The organism is Rhodococcus sp. ACS1 (genome assembly GCF_002300155.1).
GTDB lineage: Bacteria > Actinomycetota > Actinomycetes > Mycobacteriales > Mycobacteriaceae > Rhodococcus_F > Rhodococcus_F koreensis.
In genome coordinates, this window is sequence record NZ_NSDZ01000007.1 from 412,257 (window position 1) to 438,139 (window position 25,883).

General features: G+C 67.6%; 30 protein-coding genes and 5 pseudogenes. 19 read left to right on the forward strand and 16 right to left on the reverse strand.

Annotated features, from left to right (window positions below; all coding sequences use genetic code 11):
* Positions 1 to 21: 21 nt before the first annotated feature.
* Positions 22 to 327, reverse strand: coding sequence for a DUF4193 domain-containing protein (locus tag CJ179_RS33270; protein ID WP_072947428.1), 306 nt, complete (start codon positions 325 to 327; stop codon positions 22 to 24).
* A gap of 732 nt (positions 328 to 1,059) precedes the next feature.
* Between CJ179_RS33270 and CJ179_RS33275 the strand changes: the two genes are divergently transcribed.
* From CJ179_RS33275 to CJ179_RS33285, 5 genes are all read left to right on the forward strand, one after another.
* The gene (locus CJ179_RS33275; RefSeq protein ID WP_095864243.1) at positions 1,060 to 2,268 is read left to right on the forward strand and encodes a fatty acid desaturase; all 1,209 of its coding nucleotides are present in this window, start codon (positions 1,060 to 1,062) and stop codon (positions 2,266 to 2,268) included.
* 364 nt (positions 2,269 to 2,632) lie between these two features.
* A complete protein-coding gene (locus tag CJ179_RS52230; RefSeq protein ID WP_218834853.1) occupies positions 2,633 to 2,794 on the forward strand; it encodes a hypothetical protein in 162 nt (53 codons plus the stop codon).
* Positions 2,791 to 3,687 carry a hypothetical protein gene (locus tag CJ179_RS33280; RefSeq protein WP_143548943.1) on the forward strand — a complete coding sequence of 299 codons (897 nt, stop codon included), beginning with the start codon at positions 2,791 to 2,793 and terminating at the stop codon, positions 3,685 to 3,687. The genes CJ179_RS52230 and CJ179_RS33280 overlap by 4 nt, the downstream gene beginning before the upstream one ends.
* Before the next feature lie 261 nt (positions 3,688 to 3,948).
* Complete coding sequence (locus CJ179_RS53065) at positions 3,949 to 4,257, forward strand: DUF5994 family protein (RefSeq protein ID WP_257015902.1); 309 nt, start codon at positions 3,949 to 3,951, stop codon at positions 4,255 to 4,257.
* 326 nt (positions 4,258 to 4,583) lie between these two features.
* Positions 4,584 to 5,039, forward strand: a complete 456-nt coding sequence (locus tag CJ179_RS33285; protein ID WP_095864356.1) for a DUF5994 family protein — start codon at positions 4,584 to 4,586, stop codon at positions 5,037 to 5,039.
* 306 nt (positions 5,040 to 5,345) lie between these two features.
* Here the strand turns inward: CJ179_RS33285 and CJ179_RS33290 are convergent.
* Positions 5,346 to 5,534, reverse strand: a pseudogene (locus CJ179_RS33290) (ferredoxin reductase); the annotation flags it as partial.
* A 1,072-nt stretch (positions 5,535 to 6,606) separates the two neighbouring features.
* On the opposite strand from CJ179_RS33290, the gene CJ179_RS33295 reads away from it, so the two are divergent.
* Positions 6,607 to 6,921, forward strand: coding sequence for a DUF3263 domain-containing protein (locus CJ179_RS33295; RefSeq protein WP_257015903.1), 315 nt, complete (start codon positions 6,607 to 6,609; stop codon positions 6,919 to 6,921).
* A 361-nt stretch (positions 6,922 to 7,282) separates the two neighbouring features.
* Here the strand turns inward: CJ179_RS33295 and CJ179_RS51555 are convergent, their stop codons facing one another.
* Together CJ179_RS51555 and CJ179_RS33300 are read right to left on the reverse strand one after the other, a co-directional pair.
* Entirely contained in the window at positions 7,283 to 7,453 is a 171-nt protein-coding gene (locus CJ179_RS51555) for a hypothetical protein (RefSeq protein ID WP_179377718.1), read from the reverse strand.
* 287 nt (positions 7,454 to 7,740) lie between these two features.
* Positions 7,741 to 8,184, reverse strand: coding sequence for a hypothetical protein (locus CJ179_RS33300; protein ID WP_257015904.1), 444 nt, complete (start codon positions 8,182 to 8,184; stop codon positions 7,741 to 7,743).
* A 421-nt stretch (positions 8,185 to 8,605) separates the two neighbouring features.
* Between CJ179_RS33300 and gvpJ (CJ179_RS33305) the strand changes: the two genes are divergently transcribed.
* From gvpJ (CJ179_RS33305) to CJ179_RS33335, 7 genes and pseudogenes are all read left to right on the forward strand, one after another.
* The gene (gene gvpJ / locus CJ179_RS33305; RefSeq protein ID WP_095864245.1) at positions 8,606 to 8,971 is read left to right on the forward strand and encodes a gas vesicle protein GvpJ; all 366 of its coding nucleotides are present in this window, start codon (positions 8,606 to 8,608) and stop codon (positions 8,969 to 8,971) included.
* Positions 8,968 to 9,780, forward strand: a complete 813-nt coding sequence (locus tag CJ179_RS33310) for a GvpL/GvpF family gas vesicle protein (protein WP_095864246.1) — start codon at positions 8,968 to 8,970, stop codon at positions 9,778 to 9,780. Before gvpJ (CJ179_RS33305) ends, CJ179_RS33310 begins: the two co-directional genes overlap by 4 nt.
* Before the next feature lie 253 nt (positions 9,781 to 10,033).
* A complete protein-coding gene (locus tag CJ179_RS33315) occupies positions 10,034 to 10,669 on the forward strand; it encodes a hypothetical protein (RefSeq protein ID WP_095864247.1) in 636 nt (211 codons plus the stop codon).
* A 6-nt stretch (positions 10,670 to 10,675) separates the two neighbouring features.
* Complete coding sequence (locus CJ179_RS33320) at positions 10,676 to 11,980, forward strand: SRPBCC family protein (protein WP_095864248.1); 1,305 nt, start codon at positions 10,676 to 10,678, stop codon at positions 11,978 to 11,980.
* Positions 11,977 to 12,360 carry a gas vesicle protein GvpJ gene (gene gvpJ / locus CJ179_RS33325; RefSeq protein ID WP_072951758.1) on the forward strand — a complete coding sequence of 128 codons (384 nt, stop codon included), beginning with the start codon at positions 11,977 to 11,979 and terminating at the stop codon, positions 12,358 to 12,360. Before CJ179_RS33320 ends, gvpJ (CJ179_RS33325) begins: the two co-directional genes overlap by 4 nt.
* A pseudogene (locus tag CJ179_RS33330) lies at positions 12,360 to 13,135 on the forward strand (GvpL/GvpF family gas vesicle protein). The gene gvpJ (CJ179_RS33325) and the pseudogene CJ179_RS33330 overlap by 1 nt, the downstream one beginning before the upstream one ends.
* 3 nt (positions 13,136 to 13,138) lie before the next feature.
* Positions 13,139 to 13,378 carry a gas vesicle protein GvpG gene (locus tag CJ179_RS33335; RefSeq protein ID WP_095864249.1) on the forward strand — a complete coding sequence of 80 codons (240 nt, stop codon included), beginning with the start codon at positions 13,139 to 13,141 and terminating at the stop codon, positions 13,376 to 13,378.
* Positions 13,379 to 14,407: 1,029 nt separating this feature from the next.
* On the opposite strand, the gene CJ179_RS33345 is transcribed toward CJ179_RS33335, so the two are convergent.
* The 9 genes and pseudogenes from CJ179_RS33345 to CJ179_RS33375 all read right to left on the reverse strand — a co-directional run bounded on the left by CJ179_RS33345 (position 14,408) and on the right by CJ179_RS33375 (position 19,680).
* Entirely contained in the window at positions 14,408 to 15,235 is an 828-nt protein-coding gene (locus CJ179_RS33345) for a TspO/MBR family protein (RefSeq protein ID WP_095864358.1), read from the reverse strand.
* 208 nt (positions 15,236 to 15,443) lie between these two features.
* Positions 15,444 to 16,384 (reverse strand): annotated as a pseudogene (locus CJ179_RS33350) (phytoene/squalene synthase family protein); the annotation flags it as partial.
* 174 nt (positions 16,385 to 16,558) lie between these two features.
* Positions 16,559 to 17,053, reverse strand: coding sequence for a DUF6764 family protein (locus CJ179_RS33355; RefSeq protein WP_143548945.1), 495 nt, complete (start codon positions 17,051 to 17,053; stop codon positions 16,559 to 16,561).
* Positions 17,054 to 17,403: 350 nt separating this feature from the next.
* Positions 17,404 to 17,784 (reverse strand): hypothetical protein, encoded by a 381-nt coding sequence (locus CJ179_RS53075; RefSeq protein ID WP_257015905.1) that lies wholly within the window; start codon positions 17,782 to 17,784, stop codon positions 17,404 to 17,406.
* A 20-nt stretch (positions 17,785 to 17,804) separates the two neighbouring features.
* Positions 17,805 to 18,032 (reverse strand): hypothetical protein, encoded by a 228-nt coding sequence (locus tag CJ179_RS53080; protein ID WP_257015906.1) that lies wholly within the window; start codon positions 18,030 to 18,032, stop codon positions 17,805 to 17,807.
* Between the two features lie 181 nt (positions 18,033 to 18,213).
* Positions 18,214 to 18,342: a hypothetical protein gene (locus CJ179_RS33365; RefSeq protein ID WP_373560173.1), complete on the reverse strand. Its 129-nt coding sequence runs from the start codon at positions 18,340 to 18,342 to the stop codon at positions 18,214 to 18,216.
* A 28-nt stretch (positions 18,343 to 18,370) separates the two neighbouring features.
* A pseudogene (locus CJ179_RS50775) lies at positions 18,371 to 18,517 on the reverse strand (Hsp70 family protein); the annotation flags it as partial.
* A 103-nt stretch (positions 18,518 to 18,620) separates the two neighbouring features.
* Positions 18,621 to 18,907 (reverse strand): annotated as a pseudogene (locus CJ179_RS53085) (hypothetical protein).
* A 266-nt stretch (positions 18,908 to 19,173) separates the two neighbouring features.
* On the reverse strand, positions 19,174 to 19,680 hold the full coding sequence (locus CJ179_RS33375) for a MerR family transcriptional regulator (RefSeq protein ID WP_095864251.1): 507 nt from the start codon (positions 19,678 to 19,680) through the stop codon (positions 19,174 to 19,176).
* Between the two features lie 128 nt (positions 19,681 to 19,808).
* Between CJ179_RS33375 and CJ179_RS33380 the strand changes: the two genes are divergently transcribed.
* From CJ179_RS33380 to CJ179_RS33395, 4 genes are all read left to right on the forward strand, one after another.
* Complete coding sequence (locus CJ179_RS33380; RefSeq protein ID WP_095864359.1) at positions 19,809 to 20,231, forward strand: Hsp20/alpha crystallin family protein; 423 nt, start codon at positions 19,809 to 19,811, stop codon at positions 20,229 to 20,231.
* Positions 20,232 to 20,318: 87 nt separating this feature from the next.
* Positions 20,319 to 20,639, forward strand: coding sequence for a hypothetical protein (locus CJ179_RS33385; protein WP_095864252.1), 321 nt, complete (start codon positions 20,319 to 20,321; stop codon positions 20,637 to 20,639).
* Positions 20,640 to 21,037: 398 nt separating this feature from the next.
* A complete protein-coding gene (locus tag CJ179_RS33390) occupies positions 21,038 to 21,442 on the forward strand; it encodes a J domain-containing protein (RefSeq protein ID WP_095864253.1) in 405 nt (134 codons plus the stop codon).
* Between the two features lie 234 nt (positions 21,443 to 21,676).
* Positions 21,677 to 22,099, forward strand: coding sequence for an Hsp20/alpha crystallin family protein (locus tag CJ179_RS33395; RefSeq protein ID WP_095864360.1), 423 nt, complete (start codon positions 21,677 to 21,679; stop codon positions 22,097 to 22,099).
* Between the two features lie 751 nt (positions 22,100 to 22,850).
* Here CJ179_RS33395 and CJ179_RS33400 read toward each other — a convergent pair.
* Together CJ179_RS33400 and CJ179_RS33405 are read right to left on the reverse strand one after the other, a co-directional pair.
* Positions 22,851 to 23,267: a DUF6292 family protein gene (locus CJ179_RS33400; protein WP_095864254.1), complete on the reverse strand. Its 417-nt coding sequence runs from the start codon at positions 23,265 to 23,267 to the stop codon at positions 22,851 to 22,853.
* Between the two features lie 88 nt (positions 23,268 to 23,355).
* Positions 23,356 to 23,580, reverse strand: a complete 225-nt coding sequence (locus CJ179_RS33405; RefSeq protein ID WP_218834854.1) for a hypothetical protein — start codon at positions 23,578 to 23,580, stop codon at positions 23,356 to 23,358.
* A 729-nt stretch (positions 23,581 to 24,309) separates the two neighbouring features.
* Between CJ179_RS33405 and CJ179_RS33410 the strand changes: the two genes are divergently transcribed.
* Positions 24,310 to 24,543 (forward strand): hypothetical protein, encoded by a 234-nt coding sequence (locus CJ179_RS33410; RefSeq protein ID WP_095864255.1) that lies wholly within the window; start codon positions 24,310 to 24,312, stop codon positions 24,541 to 24,543.
* Positions 24,534 to 24,821: a hypothetical protein gene (locus CJ179_RS33415; RefSeq protein ID WP_095864256.1), complete on the forward strand. Its 288-nt coding sequence runs from the start codon at positions 24,534 to 24,536 to the stop codon at positions 24,819 to 24,821. The genes CJ179_RS33410 and CJ179_RS33415 overlap by 10 nt, the downstream gene beginning before the upstream one ends.
* Before the next feature lie 110 nt (positions 24,822 to 24,931).
* Here CJ179_RS33415 and CJ179_RS33420 read toward each other — a convergent pair whose 3' ends face one another.
* Positions 24,932 to 25,381, reverse strand: coding sequence for a hypothetical protein (locus tag CJ179_RS33420; protein ID WP_257015907.1), 450 nt, complete (start codon positions 25,379 to 25,381; stop codon positions 24,932 to 24,934).
* Between the last annotated feature and the right edge of the window lie 502 nt (positions 25,382 to 25,883).

Genomic DNA, 25,883 nt, shown 5'->3' on the forward strand with positions numbered 1-25,883 from the left:
CTCGTCTGTGCTGGGATGTGCTCAGCCGGCGCAGTCCAGGCAGATCATCTGTCCACCGGCCGTGTCGACGAGGCGGCTGCGGTGATGGACGAGGAAACAACTGGTGCAGGTGAATTCGTCCGCCTTCTTGGGTATCACCCGGACCGTGAATTCCTCGCCGGACAGGTCGGCCCCGGGCAGCTCGAATGACTCCGCGGTGTCCGTCTCCTCGACGTCGGCGACGGCCGACTGCGATTCGTTCCTTCCGGCCTTCAGCTGGTCGAGCGAGTTCTCGGATGGCTCGTCGTCGGTGTTGGTAACTCTGGGTGCGTCGTAGTCGGTGGCCATGACCCTCCCTCTCGTCGGGCGTCTTCCCCGGAGCCGCCCCGCGATCGCGGAGGTCGATTGCATGTCAACGCTCTTGTGCCCGTAACCGGTCACGTGCGGGCACATCGGCACATTCGGTCCTGGGCCGGGTCCGAATGCTGCTCGCGATCGATGACGGAGCCGGACCCTGGGGTTCCGCATACACACGTCGGGCGGGCGCCCCTGACCCAAAGGGGGACCCGCCCGCGAGCACTGACCACTCGGTTACCAGGCGTGCATGGTTGCGCGGTGAAATGTGGCCTCGGCGTCAGGAGACATTTCCCGCCTGACGCAAGCCCACCGTGCTGAGCCCACTGTGGGGGCTTTGCTTTGCGTGGGTGCCTACAGCTCGTGCTGGGCGCCACAACCGAGAGGTGGAATCTTCTCTTCCGGTCCGACCTTGGTCTGTCGTGGATCCGTACCTCCGGTCTACGCCGCATCTCCAGTTAAAGCAACAGTAAAATACGGTCGGTCATCGCGCGACCTCGCGATTGAGCACATCACCGCCGACCTCACCCTGATCAAGCACCACTCCCAGGTAGATGCGGCCTACGTACTTCGACTCGGTCGCCGCCCTCGACAACAGGACGACGCTGCGCGACCACTGGGAGGCCGGACTCGGTCGCCGACGATTAGGTAGGAATACCGTCCTCGCTCACTCACGTCTCACCTGGACGTAACCTACGGTTGCGTAACCTGCGCTAGCGTAAATTCATGGCGATTTCGGATGTCACGGAGTACGCCCACCTGACCGGGGCGGATGTCGAGGCGCTGTGCGTCGAGTTCGACGCGATCCGGCGTGATATCGAAGCCTCGCGTGGCGAGCGTGATGCCCGGTACATCCGCACCGCGATCCGGCTGCAGCGGTCCCTCGAAATCGGCGGTCGCGCGGTCTTGTTCGCGAGCCTGTTCCCGCCGGCCTGGCTTGCCGGCACGACGATGCTCGGCACCGCCAAGATCGTCGAGAACATGGAGCTCGGCCACAACGTCCTGCACGGTCAGTGGGATTGGATGAACGATCCGGAGATCCACTCGTCGACGTGGGAGTGGGATCTCGCCGGCCTGTCGGCGCATTGGAAGCAGACCCACAACCACATCCATCACAAGTACACCAACGTGCTCGGGATGGACGACGACGTGGGCTACGACCTGTTGCGGGTCACCCGCGATCAGCGGTGGACGCCGTTGAGCGTCGGCAATCCGGTCTACAACCTGCTGTTGCAGCTGTTCTTCGAGTACGGGGTGGCCCTCCAGCACTTGGAGCTGGGCAGGGTGGCCAGGGGAGGTGTCGATCGTGTCGAGTTCGCGCGCCGATGCCGTGAGGTGGCCGGGAAGGTCGGTAAGCAGATCGCCAAGGACTATGTTCTCTACCCGGCGCTGACCGGCCCGGCGTTCCTGCCCACGTTGACCGCGAACCTGACGGCGAACATGATCCGCAACGTCTGGACCAACATGGTCATCTTCTGCGGGCATTTCCCCGACGGCGCGGAGAAGTTCACCGAGGCCGAGCTGGAGGACGAAACGCGGGGGCAGTGGTACCTGCGGCAGATGCTCGGCAGCGCGAATTTTCAGGCGGGGCCGGTGATGGAATTCATGAGCGGCAACCTCTGCTACCAGATCGAGCATCACCTGTTCCCCGATCTGCCGAGCAACCGGTTGCGCGAGATTTCCGTGCGCGTGCGTGCGCTGTGCAAGAGGTACGACCTGCCCTACACGACCGGCTCGCTGCCGGTGCAGTACCTGAAGTCGTGGCGCACCATCGCCAAGCTGGCGTTGCCGAACAAGTTCCTGCAGGCGACCGCCGACGACGCGCCCGAGACCGCGTCGGAACGCAGGTTCACCGATCCGAGGCCACAGTTCGACCCGGTCACGGGCAGACGCCGTGGGCTGTCGACAGCACTTCGCGATCGCGGGGGACTCTGACATCGCCCCCGGGCGGGACCCGAACACCGGCGCCTGCGCCGATCCATTTTGAGTATCTCGGCGCGGCAAGGCCCACCACGCTGTGCATCGGCCTGTGAGGGTGGCACCTCCGGTCGGCAGTTGCGCGGAGCCGGCTCGCCGCGGGCGTCGAGACAGTTCGGTGCGGCCGGAACGTCGAGCACCGCGGGCGTCGAGACAGTTCGGTGCGGCCGGAACGTCGAGCACCGCGGTGGTCAGAGGTTCCGGGGATTGTGGCGCCGTATAGTCGAAGTGTCGGAGATACTTCGTACGCGGGCAATCGGGTCGCGTCGTCGTCGACTGGACAGTACCTGGCCGGTTCCCGGCCAAGGCGGGAGCGTCACATATGACGCACAGCAACCTTCGCACCATCGCGAACCATCTCGGCATCGGCATCGGCATCGGCACGGCTCGGGCCGCCTCGCGTCGCGGGCCGCGGCGGCCGCACCTCGCCTCCCCGCCGCGCGACCGTATCGCGCACGAATCCGGCACAGGAGAAATCCGTTGACTGCGGGAGAGGGAACACGGCCGGAGCCGCGACAGCACGTTCTCGACCCCGTCAGGGGCGATGACAGGGCAGCCGCGGACGAAGCCGACGCCAAAATAACAGCGGCGCAGAGCGATCGGCGGCGCGAACACGATGCGGCCGAGCAGGAGGCGACGCGAGGAGCGGAGAAGGGCCGTCTCGCCGCTGAGGAACGCGCGCGTGCGCGCGTGCACGACGCCGAAAAGAAACGCCGTGTCGAGGACCTGCGCACGGCCGGGGACGTCGTCGACGCTCGAGACGACGACGCGCGCGCCCAGCAGAGGGCCCGAATGCTCGACGATGCCGCCGATACGGTGCGGTCAGAGGTCGAGAACGACCGTGGACGTCGCGCGGTGAACCTGTCCTCGCTCCGAACGGTACTGCGGGTGCAGTACGCCGTGGTCCGGCTGCCGCTCGCGGTGATCGACCGGCGAGTAGTGCAGCGGTGGGGCGCGCAGGCTCCGGTGCGGCGCGCCTACGAACGGGCGCTCGGCGGACTCGACGGCGTCGTCGGCGCGCTCCTCGGTGACCATGACCTGATCGCTCGCGGTCATCGGATTCGCCGGCACGCCGACATGCTGACTCGTGCGGCAGTGCTCGGCGACAGGGCCAAACGCATCCGGGCCGATGCCGCAGAGCAGCTCCCCGACCGGCTCGACGAGGCCGCCCGACACACGGCGGCGGTCCGGCACGCGACCGACGCGGCGGTGACGGAGGCCGAGAACACCGCGGTCGAGGAGACGATGCGGGCCGGTGACCGCGCCGGCGCGCAGCTGGCGCGGCGCAAGGACCGAGCCGATCGCACCGCGGACGCCCGAATCCGGGCCGCGACCGCGGACCTGGACGCGATCCATCGCGAGAGCGACCGGACATAGGTCCGCCGCGTCCGAGTCATCGAGTCCAGGTTCGCTATCGCGGACGGGAGGACCTGGGTGCGCGATGGAAGGGTCCAACGGCGAGACTCGCACCCCTATCGGAGGCATTTCGTGCACTGACTGTCCATGGTCGCGCCCTGATCTGACATATCCGGCCGATTTCGCAGCCGGGACAGGAGCGGCCGCCCATGCCGCAGCAGGCAGCATCCCGCGATCGTCCCCGACACCAGATATCAGCCGAACACGCGCAGCGGCCGAGGGGTGAAACCGAAAGATCGGTGTGCCGGCTCTATCGACGGTGTCTGGTCGCCCCGCACCCGCAACCTCAGCGAGGAACTTCCGGAGTTACTGGCAGTGTTGACGGTTCGGCTCGGCCCCAACGGTCGGGCCGTCTACGACCCCGCGGGCTGGGCCGCGGTGCCCGGGCGGTCGGTCGCCGCGGGTCCGGCTCGATGCCTGCCCCTTCGAGCTGTTCAACACGATGTCTGTCCTCGGTGTCGACGGCAGCAGGATCGTCCTGCAGGTGACACCACCGGGCGTCGCTGTCGGCTCCGAGCAAGTCGGGTCTGACGGCGCCCCGGGAGTGCACCGGACAGCTCGGCGAAATCCGTCGACCGATAGGTGCGTGGGTGGCGCGCTCGGTCGTGCGGGAGCACGGTCGCGATTCGTCCGCAGGCGCCACCGGGTGGGGTACCCCCTGCGCGTAGCATGAGGTTGTCGGAGGAATTTTTGCACACGACCGTCCACGATCGTGTCACCGCCGGTAATGACAGTGGCCGCCACGCGGGCACGGCGGGAGCGTCCTCATGACGCTACAACACGACCGAACCCTCCCCGAGCTACCGATGCACGTGATGATGCGGCAGCCGTCTGAGCGGCCGGCAGGAGCGTTGACGATGAAACACGAGACGAACCCCACCTACTCCGGGCGCGGCCTAGGCCTGTTCCACCCGACCTCCGACGGCGCGCAACCCTTCGACGAGCCCACCCGGACCCCGCGACTGCTGCTCCGCGCGCGCGACGACCATTCGGCCGGCGTGGACGGGGCGTGGTGGCCACGAACCACCAACCTGACCACCGAACTTCACGACCTGATCAGTGTGCTCGCCGATCGGGTGGGCACCACCGAGCAAGTCAGCTTCGACTGGAACTCGATGAGCGTCTCGCAACGGGGCATCGACCGTCCCGACGGGGTGCGCGTGTCCGGGCCCCTGCCGGACCAGCCACCGGACATCATGTACGTCTTCGGTACCGACGGTCGGCGGTGGGAGCTGCTGGTCATCGCACCCATGACGGACGCCGACGGCGCCTTCGACACGATGCAGAAGGCGGTGGGCGTCGACCCGCGGTAGCCCCAACCGTATGCCGACCATCACGATGCAGGTGCGACGGCCAGGAGCCGAATTGCGTTGCCTCACACTGCCAGCCCAGCGCGAGGGTGAGTTCCAGCATCGGTCGTGGGTCGTCGAGACGCTCATCCGGTATCGGACGGTCGGATCGACCCCGCCAGATCAAACGAGAACCCACACAACAGACGACGATGATGGCTTGGTGCTGGATCGACGGGTGGGGGCGGCTGGGGCTCGCGGAGGGGGCGAGGCGGAAGTACACCCTCAAGGTCGGGGAGGCCGGCCGGGTGCTGGCACCGCGTGCGGGGGAACCGTGGCCGCGGACTCGCCGGCCGGCTCGATCCGCTCCACCCGCCCGCGCAACTCCCGCGTGGTCCACAGCGGGTTGATCAACTCCAGGTAGTCGTCCGGCCGCAACGGGCTGAATAGATGCCGGACCACGCGCAGGAACTGTCTCCGCGCCTTGGGAACCTTGGGACGTGCACCCCGCTCCGCCATCAACTCACCGTAGAGGACCGCACCCGCACCGACCGGCGGTTCCGAAGGGTTCCGCCGGACCCCGCAGCCACCGAGTGGCGGCGTCACAGCCCTCTGCGTGCGTATGACCCACCAGCACGGAACCTCTGGATGTGTATCCGCCGGAAGCGGATCGCTGCAGGCAAGGCGATCGTCGGGTGGTCGACCGGGCCAGGTACCGCAGCGCGTCGGCGGAATCGACCCGGACCACCCCGGCGGCCGCGGCCGGTGATCGAGGTGCGGTACACGCATCCTCCACCGCCGCCCTCTGCCGCATCCGCAGGTCAGACCGGTGCCGGTGAGCGTGAATCCGTCGTGGGCGAATCAATCTGGGCGGTTGTTTAATTTCACAGACTGGGAAATCCGTATTTATTCGAAACGCGGATGACGGGTCCGTCCGATAAAGAAAATAAGCGCGAAACAACGATCGCGTGGATCACCGACCACAGCAGAAGGAGTGAAATCTGCATGGGTTCTGCAGGAATCGATTTCAACGTCGCTCTCGAGGCGTTCCTCCATTGGCTTCAGGTGAGCTTCGGCATCGGCGGCGGCATCGGCTGACCGCCCGAATCGCCCGGAACACCACAGCGTAGGACGAGAAACAGTGTGCTCGGCTCACCAACAGGTGAGCCGAGCACCGCGCTGAACTGCGTAAACTGCATGCGCGCCGCCTCGTCGGCGATTCGGTGTCGCACCGACCGTCGGGGAGCGGCCGGACCGACCCGAGCAGTCCATGCTGGTGTGGGGCCCGGTTTCCGTCGACGAGGGCGCTTATCCCGGACGGTCAGCAAACGTCCGGAGACAGGGCCCGAGAAAATTGTTCGCGTGAAGCCGAAATTTTCGCTGAAGCCGAAATGTCGGCCGCCTGCGCGCCAATTGACCGAATTGCGAGGTTGACATATTCGAGGGGGTCGGAAATGAGATGTGGTGGGCACAATTCGTGGGCTTCGTCCACAAGAGCGGTACGTCACTGACCCCCGCGCTGCATGACACCTCCCACCAAGCACACGAACACACGAACACACGAACGACGAGACGGGAAAGGGGTGGCCAAATGAGTGCTGCACCGATGAGCCGGATGGTGTCCTTCGAACTGCGCTGGTACAGCCACGGCGGCGGCCCGGAAGAGACAATCCTGGCGGACTTCGGGATGAGCCCCACCGAATTCTTCCGGGAACTGCACACCAACCTCGAACTCGACCCCCCCGACACCACTGCAACCGAAACTGGTCGAGACGATGAAGGCCGTCGCTCGCCGACGCCTCTGGGCAGGCTCCTGACCACACCGTACCGATCAGCCCCGGCCCCGCCGACGACTCGGTGCCCGGAAGAGATACCCCCGCCGGAGAAGGACCTCCCCCGTCGGTGACCGCACCGCACCCGGGTTCGCAACCGCGCGGTGTCCGAGCGCCCGGCAACCCCAATATCAGCGCGCCACGACCGTAGCCACCACGACCGGAAAGTATGAACCACGTTGTGGGTCAAACAGGTTCGCAGGACGGTGCCGGAAAGGGTTCGTTGGATTCCCGACCCGCCGGGCGGCGGGTCCGGGAGCGGTGCCCGCGCGGTGGCGCCGCCGGCGTCGTAGCTCCATTGGGCGGACACCTGCCAGGTGTGCACTCCCCACGCGGTATCCCCCCGGGCCGGGCCGGCGCCGAATACGGCATCGTGGAGGTTCGACGGTGATCTGGGCGGCGAGGTCCGAACTCGGGGTGGGGTGTGATCGCCCCTTAGCTCGGTGGTGCTCGATGCTCCTGGAGGGAATCGATCTCGGCGGACACCTCGTCGAGGCGGCGTCTGGCCTTCGCCAGCAGGCCCTCGAGTTCGAGAATGCCGACTTCCACTTCTTCCCGCTCGGCCAACCGGCGGGCGAGCTCGTTCGGAGGTGATTTCGTCTTCATCTATTCACGATACGCAGGTCATCAGACCTGATGAGGCCGGGTCTGTTCCTCGAGTGAGAGGTGTGTGTGGCAGTGGTTCGTGAGGTTACGGGAGGGCCGCACGCGGCCGGGGCGGGGTGGGCGAACACTCGGCCTCGACGCGTACGACGTCGGGCGCCCCGCGGCCGAAGGGGTTGGCGACCGGAGCCGGGGCTGACTGCCCCGGCAGGTGTGCGAGCCCGGGACAACCTACTGTGCGGGTACCCGGATCGCGGCTGGCTACGCTGGATGCCCCGCAAGTGGAGCGGTCACCGTGTGGCGGCGCGGACGGCCGCGACGAGCCCGGCCACGAGCAGGACCAGCAGCGCGAGCACCAGCAGAATCGGCCCCAGCACCAGCCCGAGGAGAATGAGCAGGACGAGGGCGACCTGCACGGTGCGGCTCAACCCGGACACCAGGCCCTTGATCGCCGCCCATACCAGGTTCTTGCCATTGAGGGTGGAGTCGATCGCCCGTAGGGCGGCAGTGGTGCTCGGTACACCATGGGCGACGGATTCGGCGACGGTGTCCAGCCAGTGGTCGAGGCTCTTCCGCACGGCACCTCGGTCCTCGAGCTCGCCGAGGAGTGGGTGGTCGAGGAGGTGGTGAAGGTGGGGTTTCAGCCATTGGGCGGCTGCGTCGACCGATCGTGACACATGGCCGGGGCCGACCTCACCGGCGATCACACCAGCCGGCGTCGCAAACCCCAGCACCGAGTCCGGCGTACCCCTCCTGGGGTGTGCACCGGCCGCCTGCCGAAGACCACGCCCGATGCCCGCACCGGCCCGGTTCCCTATGCCGGTCCGTCCCAGGAGGGCCGAGCCGACTACGCCTTCCCGCGCCATACCAGGGGCGTACCCCCTCCACGGTCCACGGAAACTCGGCACACCCTTTCGTGGACGACGCCGGAGGATCCGACCGTATGGACTGTTCCTTGGCCCGAATTGCGCAGTCCTCTCCCGTCTTTGACCGATTGAACTCTGCCCGTTCAGGGTAGTCCGCTAGCCGACCCCGCGTGCACCCTCTGGGCGGGCGAGGCAGCTGTGCGGCCGTCCGGGACCGTCGGCGCAGTGCAACCTGCCGGGCGGGCGGTGCTGCCGCGCAGTGGGCGAACACAAGCAAGGAGCGACGAGCATGACCACGGCAGGCGGACCCAGTTCCAGTAGTCTCGCCGACGTCATCGACACCATCTTGGACAAGGGACTGGTCATCGACGCCTACGTGCGGGTCTCGCTGGTCGGTATCGAACTGCTCACCATCGACGCCCGCGTCGTGGTCGCCAGCGTCGACACCTATCTGCGGTTCGCCGAGGCGGCGAACCGGCTGGCGATCGGCAGCGAACCCAAGGGTCTGACCGACCTCGTCTCCGACGTCAAGGGCAGCGGCAGCACGAAATCCAAGACCAAGGGTGTCCTCGAGGGTGTGGGGGAGACGCTCGGTGAGCTGCTCGGCGGATCCGGAAGCGAACGCGAACCTGCACCCCGGCGGAGGCGGAAATGACCAACGCAGACGACACCGACTACACAGGCGACGACACCGGCGACGACACCGACGAGGCTGCTCCGGCGACCGTGATCGATGTGTATGGCATCGTGCCCGCGGACGTGCAACCGGAAGAGGACGCCACCGGCATCCACGACGCCCCGATCGAGATCGTCACGCACGGCGACATCGCGGCGTTGGTCAGCGAGATCGACCCGGACCAACGACTCGGCACCCCCGCGGACCTGCAGGCCCACGCCCACATCCTCGACGGCACCTCGCACGTCGCCCCGGTGCTGCCGCTGCGGTTCGGCGCCGTCGTGTCCGACCGCGACGCCGTTGTCAACGAACTGCTCGCCGAACACGAGGACGAGTTCACCTCTGCCCTCGACCAACTCGAGGGCTTCGCCCAGTACATGATCAAGGGCCGCTACGTCGAGGAAACCATCCTCCGCGAGATCATCGACGAGAGCCCGAAGGCCACCACACTCCTCGAAACGATCCGCAGCCAGCCCGAGGAACTCACCCAGGACGCCAGAATGGCCCTGGGGGAGATCATCGGCCACGCCCTCGAGGCCAAACGCGACACCGACACCCGCACCACCCTCGACGCACTGTCGCCGCTGACCGACACCGTCACTGTCCGCGAACCCACCCACGACCAGGACGCCGTCCAGACCGCGGTCCTGTTCGAGGTCGACCGGCAAGACGAACTCGAACATGCCATCGGCGCGCTCGCCGAGCGGTGGGACAACCGGGTCACCATGCGCATCCTCGGCCCCATGGCCCCCTACGACTTCGTGGTCACACCGAAGCCGCAGGGCTGACGATCGGGCGCGGTGGCGGCGCGCCCGGTTGGGTGCATGGCGCCCGCCGATGAACCGTTCGACGTTGCAGACATGCGATCGACCCAGGCCCTGGCCTGGTTTCGTTCGGTGACTGTCCCCGGTTGCGGCGGATTGAGTGGCGCGGCCCTGGGGTAGTCGGCGGAAATGCGCCCCCACCGGGTGAGGATCCGATTTCAGACCGCCGCCGGCGCCGAGGTGCACCACAACATCCACTCGACGAAGGGGTTGGGCGATGACAAGCAAGGGCCAGATGGCCATGGCCGTAGGTGCCGGGTACATGCTGGGCCGCACGCACAAGATGAAGCTGGCGCTGATGCTCGCCGGGTTCGGAGCCAGCAGACGGTTTCCCAGCGGGTCGCTGGGTGTTCTCAACGAGGGCCGCAAACTGCTCGCCGATTCCCCCGAGGTCGCCAAGCTCGGTGCGACGGTCCGCAAGGAATTGATGAATGCCGCGAAGGCGGCCGCGGTGACCGCGGCCAGCCAGCGCATCGACTCGCTCAACACCCGGCTGCAGTCGGGTGAGGACCTCCTCGGCGGCCTCGGCGAGGCTGCGGGCGGGAAGAAGAAGTCGAAGCGGGCCCGGGACGAGGAACCCGAGTACGAGGACGAGGAGTACGCGGACAACGAGGACGAGAGCGACGACGAGACCGGTGACGATGAGTCCGAGGAGGCGCCCCGCGCCCGGCGGCGGCCGGCCCCGCGCCGCCGGTCCTCGAGTGGAGGTAGTTCCCGGCCCACCCGGTCACGGTCCCGCTCGTCGACGAACAACGACGACGAGGAAGACGATCTGGCCCGAGCCAGGGCCCGCAGGACGCGCGCCAGGGCGACGACCGATTCCGTACCCGTACTTCGACGCACCCGGAAGTGATCAGCGATGACCTCGAATCTCGACAGCGCGGCGAAGAAGCTGCGCGAGAACGTCTCCGGTGCGTCCGGCAAGGCCGCATCGGTCTCACCCCTGCAGAAGGCGGCGCAGGGCCTGCTCGGCACCGTGACCGACAAGGCGTTATCCACCGTCTCCGACAAGGTGCAGGGTGCCGCCGGCAGGCTCACCGACTATGCCGAGGGCGGCGGCGGCAGCCTGCTGTCTGCGGTCACCGGCAAAGAGCAGCAGGGTGACGGCAACGGGGACGAGAAGGGCGATGGCAAGTCACTGTTCTCCGGGCTGACCGACAAGGTGAAGGAGACGGCGTCGGATGTGAAGGACGCGGTCACTGGTGGCGGTGGTGGCGGTAAGGGCAAGAAGCTCAAGTTGACCAACATCGTCGAATCGATCGATGTCGGTGTGCCGGTCCAACTGGCGTATAACCAATGGACCCAGTTCGCCGACTTTCCGTCGTTCATGAAGAAGGTCGAGCGGGTGGAGCAGGAGGCGCACGAGAAGCTGGAGTGGAAGGCGCAGATCTTCTTGTCGCACCGCACCTGGGAAGCGTCGATCCTCGAGCAGGTCCCGGATGAGCGGATCGTGTGGCGTTCGAAGGGGGCCAAGGGGTTCATCGACGGTGCGGTGACGTTCCACGAGGTGACTCCCGATCTCACCCGCATCGTTCTGATCCTCGAGTATCACCCGAAGGGCTTGTTCGAGAGGACGGGAAACCTGTGGCGCGCACAGGGTCGGCGAGCACGCTTGGAGTTGAAGCACTTCGGACGCCACGTCATGACCCAGTCCGTTCTCCACCCTGACGAGATAGAGGGGTGGCGCGGAGAAATTCGGGACGGCAAGGTTGTCGAACCCGAGGAGTCCGAGGACAACAACGAAGAACCGACCGAAGACGAAGAGCCACAGGCCCAGGACGACGAGACCGGCGAGTACGAGGACGAGGAGCCGGAGGACGAGACCGGCGAGTACGAGGAGGAGGAACCCGAGGAGGAGTCCGGCGAGTACGAGGAGGAGGAGCCCGAGGAGGAGCCGGAGGAGGAGTCCGGCGAGTACGAGGAGGAGGAGCCGGAGGAGGACACCGCCGAGGCGGAGGAGGAGCCCGCGGAGGACGAACCCGAGCCGCGCCGGCGTCGTCCCCGGACGACCGCAGCAAAGAAGGCCCCCGCGAAGAAGGCTGCAGCAAAGAAAACGCCCGCGAAGAAGGCCCCCGCTAGGAAGGCCCCCGCGAAGAAGGCTGCAGCGAAGAAGGCTGCAGCGAAGAAGGCATCGCCGCGGCGTAGGACAGGAGCACGCGCATGACCACGGCAGGTGGACCGAGCTCGAGTAGTCTCGCCGACGTCATCGACACCATCCTCGACAAGGGCCTCGTGATCGACGCGTACGTGCGGGTCTCGCTGGTCGGCATCGAACTGCTGACCATCGACGCCCGGGTCGTGGTCGCGAGCGTGGACACCTACCTGCGGTTCGCGGAGGCGGTGAACCGGCTCGAGATCGGCAGCGAACCGAAGGGACTGTCCGAGATCGTCTCGGGCGCCACTGAGGGCGCTGCCAAGCACAAGACGAAGGGTGCGCTCGAATCGGCGGGCGACAAGCTCGGCGGCCTCTTCGGGGGTGGGGAGGAAGAGGAAGAACCGGAGCGGGAACGAGTCTCGCGCAAATCGACTCGAGGTGACCGGTGATGGCCACCTCGGAGCAGACGAAGCAGACGACCGGGGTGTATGTCTACGGCATCGTCCCGGCCGACGTCGAGGTCGCCGAGGGTGCGACCGGCGTCGCGGACGGCACCTTCGAGGTGGTCACGCAGGGCGACATTGCCGCCCTGGTGAGCGGACTGTCGGTGGACCGGGCGCTCGGCGCACCCGGGGACCTGCGGGCGCATGCGGACCTGCTGGACGGGGTGGCCGGGGTGGCGCCGGTGCTGCCCTGCGGTTCGGCGCGGTGCTCAGCGACGCCGACGCCGTGCAGGAGGAACTGCTCTCGGCGCACGCGGACGAGTTCGGTACTGCTCTCGAGAAATTGGAGGGCAAGGCCCAGTACATCGTGAAGGGCCGGTACGTGGAGAAGGCGATCCTGCGGGAGATCCTCGACGAGGACGAGCGGGCGGCGGCGCTGCGCGAGGAGATCCGCGACCAGTCGGAGGACGCCAGTCGCGACGCACGGATGGCCCTGGGGGAATTGGTGAGCAACGCGATCGCCGCCAAACGCGAACAGGACACCCGCAGGGCCGTCGAGGCGCTCGACGACCTCGCCGCTTCGGTGAACGTGCGCGAACCCACGCACGAGGAGGAGGCTGTGCAGGTGGCGATCCTCGCCGACGTCGAGCGTCAGGACGAACTCGAACGGGTGCTCAGCGAGCTGGCCCAGGACTGGGACGGGCGGGTGGAGATGAAACTGCTCGGACCGCAGGCGGCGTACGACTTCGTGGTCACCGCGAAGCCGGAGGGGCAGGGCTGAGGCATGGGTCTGTTCTCGTTCATCGTCACCTTGCCGCTGCAACCGGTCAAGGGGGTGATCTCGCTGGCGGAGTTGATCCAGCGGCAGGTCGAGCAGGAGTTGCACGATCCGGCGCGCGCCCGCCGGGCGCTCGAGGAACTCGAGGAGGCCCGGGAACGCGGTGAGATCACCGAGGAGGAAGAAATGCAGGCACAGCAGGCGATCCTCGACCAGATGACGGGCGGTGGCGGATCGATCCCCTGAGAAAGTAGGGCACACACGGCAGAGCCGAAACCCGCCCGGCCGCAACGGCGGAGACGGAGACGGCTGCCAGCCTTACCAGAGGGTGAGGGGAGGCCAGCCGCTTCGGCGCACCGGATCCGTTCCTCGATGCAATCGGTGTCGTCGCCGCGGGCGAAACCGGTACGGATGGCGGCGGCGATGGCGCGGGTGCGTCCGGCGGGGCCGCGGATGTCGGTGAGCGGGCTGGCGAGGTTCCGGCGCCGCAGGTTGTATTCGGTGCGGTTGAGAACGTTGGTGCCCAGGCGCATGTGGTGTGGGTTGACGCAGCCGGCGAAGTCGCACTGGTGACACAGCATGGCGTCGTCGGCACCGGACCACCCCAGTCTCGGGATCACTCCGTACTCGAGTTGGTAGGCGAACGAATGCGCGGGCACGGTGCCGCGCCGGGACGGTCCGGGCAGGCCGGCCGTGCGGAAGGGCCGTGCCCGGTGGATGAGACAACTCCTGAGCCACACAGTGCACCGGCCACCTGGGCGTCGGTAGGTCTTCGCTTCGAATCGCGGCCACGGCGGCGGGGTCGTCGAGCCAGGACCGCCACAGCCGTTCGGGGGACCCGGATCGGCTGCGGCTGGCCCGATCAGGGCGAGCGGTTCGGTCTCAGAGACCGCCGGGGAGGCGGGCATCATCGGTGCGCTGGCGGCGGCGGTGAGCATGGTTTCCCCCTCTGCTCGCTGCTCATTGGTGCTGTTACTGGTGAGGGTAGGGGGTGGGAACCGACACGAAGCTGCCTTCGCGGGTGCTCGGAGGCGGTGTGTTAGCGGGATGGATGTGCCACTCGCGCGGCGAGACCCAGTGAGGCTCGGGAATGGTTGGGACACAACAGATCTGAATCCACATACCAGCCGTTCTGGGTGAGCCGGTCCCGCACCGGCTCCGGGACGTCGTCGGTGGTGCCGGTGGCTGGCAACTGGGCCCCGCGCCTGTCGCAGTAGGGGCACGCGTGCGGCGTTTGACCGTTGCTGGCCGAACAGTGGAAACAAAGTGCTACCTCTACGCAAGCTTTCCGGTGCTCGGGTTGGAGGACGGTGACCGACGTGAGCGGACGACGGCGGTCGTAACGATGGCCACCGCGGCGGCCGCGGCCGCGGCGATGGCGGCCGGCCGCGATGTGAGGCCGTTGTCGGTGGTTCGGGCAAACGCGATCCAGGCAAGGCCCCACACGATCGCGGCCGTGACGGTGACCCGGCCGCGGCCGGCGACGGCGAGCAGAATGGCGACCGCGGCGACCAGGGCGAGGACGAGCACCGCCCAGGTGTTGGGGCCGAGTCCGAATGGATCGATGTCGGCGGCAGCCAGGGTCGCGGCGATGTTGGCGGCCACGGCGACGCACACCCAGCCGAGGTAGACGTACGCGGTGGAGTCGACGACGACGGCCTCGACACGGCCCGAGGGTTTTTCGGTGGTTAGGACCGCGAACACGACGAGCAGCACGGCGAGGAGCGCGATGATGACCAGGACACTGAGCCAGAGCCGTTCGAACTGCACGCAGGCGATCCAGGCCGCGTTCAGGATCATCGAGGCGGCGAACCACCATCCGAGTCGTCGTTGCCGGACGTCGTCGCGGTGGGCGGGTAGTGCCTGCCAGATCGCGTAGGCAATGAACCCGACATAGATCAGGGTCCAGATCGAGAACGCGGGTCCGCCCGGGGCGACGGCGGTGGCGTCCGCGGCGAGGGCCCGGTCGGCGGCCTGTGCGATCGGGGTTCCGATCAGCGCCCCGGAGCCGATGAAGGAGCCCACGATGGCCACTGCCGCGGAGACGATCACGACGAGCACCCGGGCATGATCGTGACGGGATGGTTCGGTCGATCTGTTCATGGCCACCACTCTCCGGTAGAAAGATCCGTTGCCAACGGTAGGACTGGCGTAACGCGCCGTGTCGGGCTACCCGGGCGGAAGGCGGGAAGTGTTGCGGCGGTTGTCCGGTCGTGCGGCGAGGTCATGAAGGATCCGAGATGTCTGACACGTGCCGAGTGCCAGGAGGCGGCGAACTACCGGCGATCGGGGTGCCGGGTCCGGGGCGTCGTCGTGTGCCGGGGTGGGGTCGGCGTGCCCACCAGGCCTGCAGCAGCCCGGTGCCGCGATGTGTAGTCGCCGGGCGGTGCTCACGGTGGCGCGGTGGGTGAACACGGCGAAGTCGCTGTCCTCGATGCGGGTGAGGATGTCGGAGTACAGGATCAGGGCGGTCCGCACGCAGGGACGGGACCGCGGGTGCAGCAACTCAATTCCCTTGCCGGCCCGGCGGTACACGTCTCGGGTGTGCTGGTGCTGGGCTGCCAGCGCGGCGCGTACCCGGGGGTCGGTGCACCGGTGGGTCCGGCACCAGCCCAGCAGGTCCCGGTCGACCCCGAAAGCGGCGAGCTCGTCGGCGGGGAGGTAGACCCGGCCCCGGTCGAGGTCTTCTGCGATATCGCGCAGGAAGTTGGTCAGCTGGAACGCCGTCCCGAGCGCGGCGGCGTAGGGGGCGGCGTCCTGGTTCGGGCCGAGGGTGCCCAGCACCGGCAGCAGTTGCAGTCCGATGACCTCCGCGGACCCGTGCATGTACTCATCGAGCGCGGCGCGGTCGGGGTAGTCGGTGACCGTCAGGTCCATCCGCATCGAGTGCAGGAAGTCCTCGAACAGTTCGCCGTCGATCCGGTAGGTGTGGGCGGTGTGCCGGACCGCCTCGATCACCGGATCCCACTCACCGTGGGGGTCGGTGTCGGTGAGTTGGTGGGCGAGCAGGTCGAGCCGGATGGCGCGCAGGGCGGGCGTCAGGTGCGGGTCGAGGTCGTCGAGGATGTCGTCGGCGCGGCGGGCAAATCCGTAGAGGGCGTGCACGGGGGGTCGCTGCGCGGGGGACAGGAGCCGGGTGGCGAGGAAGAAGGTGCGCCCGTGGCGGGCGTTGAGGTCGCGGCACCGGCGGTACGCCACGCGCAGGCGTGGATCCTGTACTCCGGCGGCATCGAGTTCGGACCGGCTCACCATTAATTCCTTTCTCGGCAGTGTGCGGAGTGCGGACGGACAGCGTCGGGTCTTCCGGTCGACCGGCAGGAGTGCACGAACAGTTCAGCCGGGCGGTGGATTTCGTGGATCTCGCCGAGGCAGCGGCGCGGAGGCTGATTTACCCTGTGGGCCTGTCAGCGCGTACGGAGGTCGGTCCTATTGGGTCGAGAGGCAGCCCCGCAGGGTTTGGAAGTCGCCGGCGAATGCGGGTCCGCGGGTGCAGGTCGGGCCGGCGGTGCCGTCGATCGTCACCTGCGCGCCGGCGCCGGCGATGCCGATCGACAGGCCGGGCCGGACTCCCTGGGCGTTGACGGTGGCGCCCGGGCCGAGGGCGATGGCCGCGGGTCCGGAGAGGCCACGGGCTGTCGACGTGGCGGTGCCGCCGCCGTTCGCGATCGCCAGTGCGAGGGCTTGCGGCCCGGCGGTGGCGGTGGCGGTGCCGTCGATCCCGTATGCGGCGGCGGCACTGCCGCCGACGCTGTCGGCCGAGCATTGCGAGGTGTTCATGGCCATGGCCGCGCTGGCGGCGCCGGGTGCCCGGCATTCGGCCACCGGTGCCGCGTTCGCGGTGGGCGCGAGAAGGACTGCTCCGCCGGCGATGGCGCAGGCGCCGATCAGAATCGAGAGGTGCCGCGGATTTTGAGTGTGCACGTTGTCACTTCCTCGTGTGTCTTCGGTTGCCTGCAGCTCCGGCTGCGTCACGCGTACCGCACGAGCAGGCAAGACATCGCCGGTCAGCGGTGCCATCGAGGGATTCGGCGCTGGGGCCGAATCGGATGGCCCCCACGGCCCGGCGGTTGCGGCACCGGGCAATCTCGGTGCCAATTCCACGATCGACCGGGTGGCCGAACCGCCGGCGACAGACGATGGACTGGCTGCACGAGGCCCACTGACGTTCGACCAAGAAATCGAGGTACGCAGATCTGGTCGGAGCGCGGGGCCCAGCTCGTTCGCGCTGGTGCCGAGGCGTGTTTCTGCTGGCACGAATGCGCCCGCGCCCGTCACGATGGATCGTCGGGAACCGCCCACAGGCCGGAGCCGGACCGTCCTCCGGTGTCGGGGATCAGTGCCCGGAGCCGGGCGGCGTCTTCGCGGAGTGTCTTCTGCAGGTGGGGTCGGACGTCTTCGGCGACGTCTGGTGGTAGTGGGCAGCCGTGGTGTACGAGGTCGGCGGTGTTCTCGATCAGCCGCGCTGCTCGCAGGAGGAGCGGCTCGGGCACCCGGACGGCGGGGAGGTCCCCGTCGTGGTCTCTGGTCAGGACGCCGAGCGTGGAGATCAGAGCCATCGCCGCCACAGGCTCGTTGGTATCTTTGTCGGCTCCGCCGAGGGCGGTGACTTCGACGAGGGCGGCGATCGTCGCACCGAGGGTGGCCAGAGGCATGGCGGTGGTGTGGGGCAGGGTCAGCAGGTCGGCGCCGGCGCCTCATCTTTGATGATCAGGGCCATTTCATGGGCGAGGGCGTGCAGTGTGTCGTGGTCGAAGTACTGGCGGGCGGTGCGTTTGGTGATGTGCATCTGCTCCGCTGCGGCAGCTACTCGTTCGGTGAGCAGGACCTCAAGTTGGTCGGTGGGGACGGTCAGCCCGATGCGTGCCAGTTCTCCACCGAGCGTGGACGCGGTCGTGCTCAACGATGACGATGGTCGCGGCATTCGGGCCTCCTGATCGGGGCGTTCCACCACCTCTGGTCTGTCTACCAGTCCGAGACGGCCGCCGCTCCGAGGATCCCACCGGGCCCGCCGATGTCCGGAACGGACGATGAGCTTTCCGGGCCGGCCGGACGGCCGACGGCTGCCGCGTGGGGTGTCGGTATTACGTGATCTGGAAGCGCTCGTCGCCGAGTTCGACTTCGATGCGTAGTGCACCGCCGACGGCCTCGACATACCGGCGCAATGTGCCGATCTGCACACGCTCGAGGTCGCCATGCTCGATGTTGGACACGCGGTTCTGCCCGACTCCGAGCCGCTCGGTTCTTGTCGTCGATTGCCACATGCCAGTCGGTGCCGATCTCGCGTTTGACCGACCGGACCGTGCGGTCCACGTTGCTGACTGCCTGGTTCTTGGCGGGCTGGCCGACCAGCACCTCGCCGTTCTTCGCGAACGCCACGACCGCGGGGTGGTCGCATCCTGCGGAGCGGTCCATCAGGGGGTGACGGTCCCGAAACCGTCACCTTCTGCGCGCTGGACTGTCCCGGCCGAGACGGTGACCGCGTCGTCGCCTATCTCGCCCGGGCCGGCGCTGGCGATTGCGCGTGAGCGGCGGCACCAGCTGGGAACCAGGCGCTGGTGCCGCCGCGAATGTGGGGTTCCGGATAACACAGGGCCAGGTTTGCCTGTCGAGGGTGGCGAACCAGTCGTTCCAGGACGGGTGCTCGAGCCCGGACGCGACACCGAGGAAGTCGATCCGCAGAGCGCCCGTCGCATCGCGTGCCGGTGCCCCGTGATGGGCCTGAATCCATCGGCGGATCTCGTCGTAATCGGTGGTGATGTGAGGTGAAGTGGTCATCGACAGAGGCCTCCGTGCGTCCTTACGATCAGGTCCCCACGAGGCGTGCTCACCGGTGCGTGCTGTGCGGAACCCCGAGCCGCACCTCCGGCACCGGTCGTCCGCGCGGCGCCGGTCCCCGGGCACTCCGCCGAACTCGGCTCGGGCTGGGGCACTGCTGCTGCGCAGATCCGGGGGTGGGGCGAGCAACCATCGACCTCGGTGACCGGCTCTGGCCGCGATGACGACGTGCGGGGCAGTCCTGCGCCGGCGGGGGTGACGGTGTTTTAGCGGTGTTCTCGTTCGCCGACACCGCGCCCGCGGGTCGGGCCGTCCCGTAGGCGGGGACGTTGCGCGGAATCCGATCCCCGTCGGGCCCGTGCGGGCCGGGTCCGGTCCGCGTCGTCCTCGACTGCCGGGGCACGGGCGGCACCAGTGTGGTCTGCGATGGTCTCGGAATTCTGCTCGGCGCGTAGTTGCGCGTTGTCCGCTTCCAGGCGGCGGTTGTCGCGTTCGAGTTCGTCGGTGCGGTGCTCGAGGTCGAGGACCCGGCCGATACCGACCAGGTTGACGCCGGCGTCGATGAGTTCGGCGATGCGCCGCAGCCGGGCCAGGTCGTAGTCGCTGTAGCGGCGGGTGCCGCCACTGGTGCGGCCCGGGGTGACCAGACCGTAGTCCTCGTACAACCGCAGCGCCGCGATCCCGAACCCGGACAGTTCGGCGGCCACCGAGATGCCGTACACTCCGCGCAGCGACGGTGATTCGGGGTCGTACCGGCCGGATCTTTCGGGCATTCTGTGCTCCGATCGGGATTTTTCTTGCACAACCTCTTGTCATAGTCTACGACAGATGCTATACCGAACCTACAGCATTTGCTGGAGTTTACCTGGTGGAATGAAGAGGGTTTCAGGAGGTGGACATGATGTTGATGCGTACGGATCCGTTCCGCGACCTCGACCGTCTGACGCAGCAGATCCTCGGCACGACGGCCCGTCCGGCAGTGATGCCGATGGACGCCTGGCGCGAGGAGGATCGGTTCGTGGTGGAGTTCGATCTGCCCGGCGTGAACGCCGACTCGCTGGATCTGGACGTCGACAAGAACACGCTGACGGTGCACGCCGAACGGCCCGCACTGAGCGAGAACCAGGAGATGGTCGCGGCCGAGCGTCCGCGCGGGGTGTTCAGCCGGCAGCTGTTCCTCGGGGAGAACCTCGACGCGGACAATATCGAAGCCAGCTACGACGCCGGGGTGCTGCGGTTGACGATTCCGGTCGCGGAGAAGGCCAAGCCCCGCAAGATCGAGATCAGCAGTGGACATTCCGAGAAGAAGGCGGTCACCGCCTGAGGCGAGGTCGACACCTGAAGCGAGGCGCAGAAGGGGGACCGTCGACGCTCGACCGAGGCCGACAAGGCTCGGGAGGGGGAGAACATCATGACATTGGCGAACATGGTCACCGAGGTGAACGCCACCGTGACTCCGGAGCGCACCGACCGCGAGGTGGTGTGGCCGTGGCACGAGCTCGACTACACCCTGCTCGAGGCCGATTCGGACCGCATCCTCGCCGACGCGCTCACGCCGCAGGCCGTCGTACTGCTCGCACGGTTGGCCACCGCACCGGCCGGTCCGGCGTGCCCATCCCCTCCCGCGTCGATGTCGTGGACGGTGTCGGCGCCCCCGGCCCCGGAGATCCGGGCCACCCAGCGCTCACCTCCGAGAACCGGAAAAGACCAGTCGCAAGAACACATCTCGTGAGTGAAGGTCGAGAAAGGGGGTGATGAACCAGACGAGTGCACCACCTGAAAGGGTTCGCCCGCGGCCGCCTCCGTCACCTGTCATCCTTCGTACGCGGCGCGGCGAACCCGGGGGCACACCGCCCGTCCGCCGCCGATCAACCGAGGAGTCAGCGACGGCGACGACCGCATCCCTCACCCGGCGTTAACCGGGGCCAGGGATCGCCTGGGGCGCACGGCCGGTGCAGTGGCAGACGGGCAGTCGCCGGCCGGTCCCGGGCGGGTTGTGCCCACTCCAGACTTCACGCGAACCGTGAACAGCGGGGGCGGGCCCTTCGTGCAGGTCCTGCCCGCCCCATCCTGGTGGTTCCGGCACCCCGAACGCCCGGAACCACCCTTCTCGTGCACATGGGACGAAGTATGGCCACCGAACGGGATCCGTATCGGGTGCTGGGACTGTCCTCGGCGGCGTCCCAGGCCGAGATCACCAGTGCCTACCGGCGGTTGCTGCGCGAACACCACCCCGACACCCGAACCCACCACCAAACCCCCGACCCGGCGGCAGACGAGGACCTGCAACGCATTCTGTCCGCCTACGCCCGGCTGCGCGACCCCCAACACCGCGCCGCCCACGACCGGGCCGCCGCCGACCCGGCCGCGGCCGAACCCGAGGCAGAATCCGAGGCCGAACCTCGGCGACCGCCTCGGGCTCCGACCCAGCCGGCGGGACCGATCCGCATCCATGTCGTCGTGCTCGGCACTCCGCCACCGCGGCGCCCACCCGCGACCGGGTTGTGGGTGAGCCCGGTGCGTTGGCACCGATGACGTGCGCCTCCCCTGGAAAACGGTCATCCGACCTGACTCGTCGCGGGCAAGTACGGCTCGAGTCCGATCTCCGGCCACCCGGCCCGGTTCGCTCGACATCTGCTTCTCCCCAGGGTTTTTCGAAGATTCCTCTTGCCTCACGATATGACGCGATGCCATCATTTATCTACGGTAGATGGTGTAGGTATCCTGCCGTAGATTCTGGATATGGAAGGCTTCTTGGAGGTGGACACGATGTTGATGCGTACGGATCCGTTCCGCGACCTCGACCGGTTGACCCAGCAGCTCCTCGGTACCGCGTCGCGTCCGACGGTGATGCCGCTCGATGCATGGAGGGAGGGGGAGACCTTCGTCGTCGAGTTCGACCTGCCCGGGGTCGATATCGATTCGCTGGATCTCGACGTCGAGCGCAACGTCCTCACCGTCCACGCCGAACGGGCGGCGCTGGACCCGAACCGGGAGATGGTCTCGGCGGAGCGTCCCCGGGGCGTGTTCAGCCGGCAGCTGATCCTCGGCGACAGCCTCGACACGGACAACATCGAGGCGAACTACGACGCCGGGGTGCTGCGGCTCACGATCCCGGTCGCGGAGAAGGCGAAGGCCCGCAAGATCGAGATCAGCAGCAGTTCGAACGGGAAAAAGGCCATCCACTCCTGAGATCCCCTGAGGGGTGCACAGTCAGCGGAAGCAGCCGGTGCCGCAGCGGTTGCGACGGCATCGGCGCACTGCCGTCAGGCAACGTTGATCGCAACGGGCCCGTCGGACGGGGCCCGTTCGGCACCAGCCCGGGCGTCGCCGCGCCGCCCATGTGCGGTCCATGTGGGGTCGGCGGCGCCCCGCCTGGCGGCTCCGGGTGCCTCACCGGCGGCCGGAGTCGCCGCCCGTGCGCGGGCCAATGGGAAAGGTTCGATCGATCACCGACACCACCGACACAACACCGCCGCCACGGGGCGCCGGTGGGCGGCACCCTCGGCCGCCCCCGTGGGGCACCACGGCACGCCCGCATACCGGGTGAGGCCACACAGTCACAGGTGACACGAAAACCCACCCGAACTCCGCGCGAGCGCGAAAGGGCGAACATGACAACGGCGCCGTCCCCGATCGGATATTGAATTCGCGATGCGATGGTCAGCCCATGGCGGCGGCCCTGCGCGCGGGATCGACGCCGCTTCGAGATGAGTAGCGCCGAGTACTTTCGCCGACTCACCGATCACCTCGGCCCTCCGCCGGCGCCGCTTCGGAGGAGGTGGTCGAGACAATGAAAGCCGTTGTTCGCAAGCGACTCTGGCTCTCCACCTGAGCCTCATCACAACGCGGTGTGGCCCCATCGGCACGTTCGTCGGATAGCCGTCCACGACCGCGGGCCTCCGCATTCCCGGACCGCCCCCGGCCCAGTGGCGGCAGGACGTCACCAGGCACACTGTCGGGGGCGCAGATTCGGTGGTACATACTCCTGAGGCAGGCGCAGAACCCTGACCGGAACCGGGAAGGAGTCCGGCACCGCGAGATCGAGCCGCCGGAGCTCGACGATCGCCTCGTCGACCCGATCGGCGCACCGGGCTGGCCCGGGAGTGCGACCGAGACCGAGGCTCTCGATGATCAGAACCGATTCGACCGAGTGCCCCTCGATTCCCCACGCCCACCCGAAGTGATGGTTCCACGCCACGACCACGTTCCGGCCGCAGTAGTGCAGAAATCCTGTCGGCATCGTGATGATGGCATCGAAGGTGAACCCATCCCACCCTCGCACCGTCTCGGCGCGCAGCGCCCTCGCGACAGCGGCGACGTAGTCACTGCAGTCTGCAATATCGGTGCCGTAGTTCATCACCGACTCCCCTCCCAGACCATCGAGCCCGCTCAGGCCACAACTCCTGCCGCCGATGCCGATGCCGATGCAGCAGGATCGTGCTCGCCTAGTCGTTCGTTCGGGTGAAGCACTCCGTGGCGGGAGTGAACCCCGGGCGGACAAGCAGGTCGATATCCGAGCATCCGTCGGATCCGTAGACCACCGAGTCGGTGTGCCAGACGAGTTCGACGTTCTCCCCGGGGTACTCGCGGAGCAGATATTCGTAGTTCTTCAGCGCAACACGCGTCTCGTCCGTCATCGCGTCGACCCCCTTCGCCCGGGTCCCGAACATCCAATCCCTTGCGGTGAATCGAGTACATTATTCCACAGAATATGTGGGTATCGGTATAGAAAATCTCTGTTGGCCACACCGGAGTCAGCATGGCCGCCGGCATCCCGACACACAGTGAAAACGTCGGCGGGCAGTGGGCTCCGAGCGGAGTGCGAGACGGTGACGTCGGATGGATCATCACGACGTTCCTGCCGATACGCACAGGTACTGGACGTGCGGCGGCCGCACCGGCTCGGGTTGCTGAACCGGTGCGGCCCGAACGCATCTCGTGATCCGGAGCACCAGAGCGCCTGACGGCCGACTACCCTCGGCAGCCATCGATACGCTGACCAGGCTCCGGGCTACCGAACCGTGCCGTGACAATCGGCAGATCGACGCTGCCTTACTTCTCCGAGCAGGACTCGCTGCTACAGCTGTGGCACCGGGCAGTCCAACTCCACGACGGCTCCGAGACTGAACACGTGGCGGGTCTCCCGTGAAGCGCTCGGAACGACGATCACCGCCAACGGTTTTTACGCCCGTGACGCATGCGAACCGGGAAACTGCCAGGGTGGCCGACCGCGGCGAACGGAGCCAATCACCTGGCGGGTTCAGAACCGCTCCCACGCCCCGCGCCCACCGGAATACACAAACGAATGCTGATGACGAGGTCATGGCTGGCCAGCTTGACCTACAGAGGTTGTCCACATAATCGAAGCGGAAGGAGACACCGAGGCCGTCGAAAAGCTGATGACCGCTGGCCGGTATCAGTTCCGCTACATCGCGCAACGGCTGCTCGACGACCGCACGGAGAAGGCCGAACGCGCCGCCGCCCAGCCGTACCTCGACAAGGGATACAGGATCCTCGCCGAAGAACCCGGTACGGAACAGACGTCCTGCTGGCCGACCTGGTCGCCGACGACGGCAGCGAGGTCACCGCAACCCACACCGAGGCCGACCCGGTCCGGTGGGCGGTGTGGCTGAGCAAGGACGAACGCTACTTCGACACTGAGAGCGGCGAGGAAGTCGACGGCGAGGAGATGGACTGGTCCACCGAGAACCACCCCGACGTCACCCCGTGCGAGGGGCACCGGCACGCGAATACGGTGCAGACTCGCCAGGTCTGGACGCCGGAGTACGTGTGCCTCGACCTCGACGGTGCCGGAGTGGCGCTCTCACCGGTACTCGCAGCCGCCCGAACCGCAACCGAGGGCTTGTCGCCCCTGTACACCCACCATGGTGGGCGTCATGCGCTCCGATAGCGGTTCGTCGACGGGGGTGCATTGACCGGAACGCGGCCAGAGTTACCGACCCACGACGAGGGGATACCAGGTGTCGGGGCTTGATGCGCCGTGGTCCCAGACGCGCTGGGTCATGCCGTGCCCCAGATGAGGTGCTGGAGCCACACCGGCTGCCACAGCGCCAACGTAACGAGTGCGGCGTCGATTACGAGCCCAAAGATCAGCTGCCAGTCCCAGAAGAGAAGAAGCAGCAGCGTCGAGACCGCTGCGGCGAAGACCGTCAGCACCGGCCACGCACTCGACAAGCCGGGCACTCCCCAGGTACCGAGCGCCACCAGCGCGAACGACAGCACCGTGGCCGTCAGCAGCACGAGGGCAACTGGACGTCGCAGCATCTCCGGAAGCCACGTGGAATCCAAGGAGAAGGCATCGACGTCCCGAGCTAGGTAGAGCAGGTGCACCAGCCCGTGGGCCAGCAGCAACACCCCGACGCCGAGGCGCGCGGTGGTGCTCACGACGACGCCCCCCGGGCCGCCATTGGCGCGGCCATGCCCGAACGCGCCGGTCCTGGTGGTCCACATGGTGGCCCCTCCCGACTCGCACCCGGTGACGCTCGTCTGGCTTTAGTCACGATCGCTGCGTGCCTCGATGCCCGGGAAGCGCCCTTCGCCTGCGGGTCGAGGCCGACGTCCTCGCCGCGAGGGACGTCGGTCGGACACCCGTGAGCACGCTGCTCCCGATGCTAGCTGGTCGATGCGTGCTGATCTTTGAGGTGGCGGTTGGCGCCGGTGATGCCGACCTGAAGAGGCCGACAGCTGCGAATTCCGACGGTTGTGCGTGGACCTCCTCGGGGTTTGCGGTCCTCGCGCCACGTCTGGGGACGCGGCGTGTCTGCCCGTCGGCGGCAGGCGGCCTCAGTCCCCGGCATACGCGCACAAGAGGGCTGCGACCGCCAGATGGTCAACCCTCCGTAGCCGACGGCGAGGACCGGGACCAACAGCCGGTGAGGAGGTTCGGTCGCTCCGAAGTCGCCCACCAGGAGGAGCACGCTCGCAGTCACTCCCAGCCCATCCGATGGCGGTC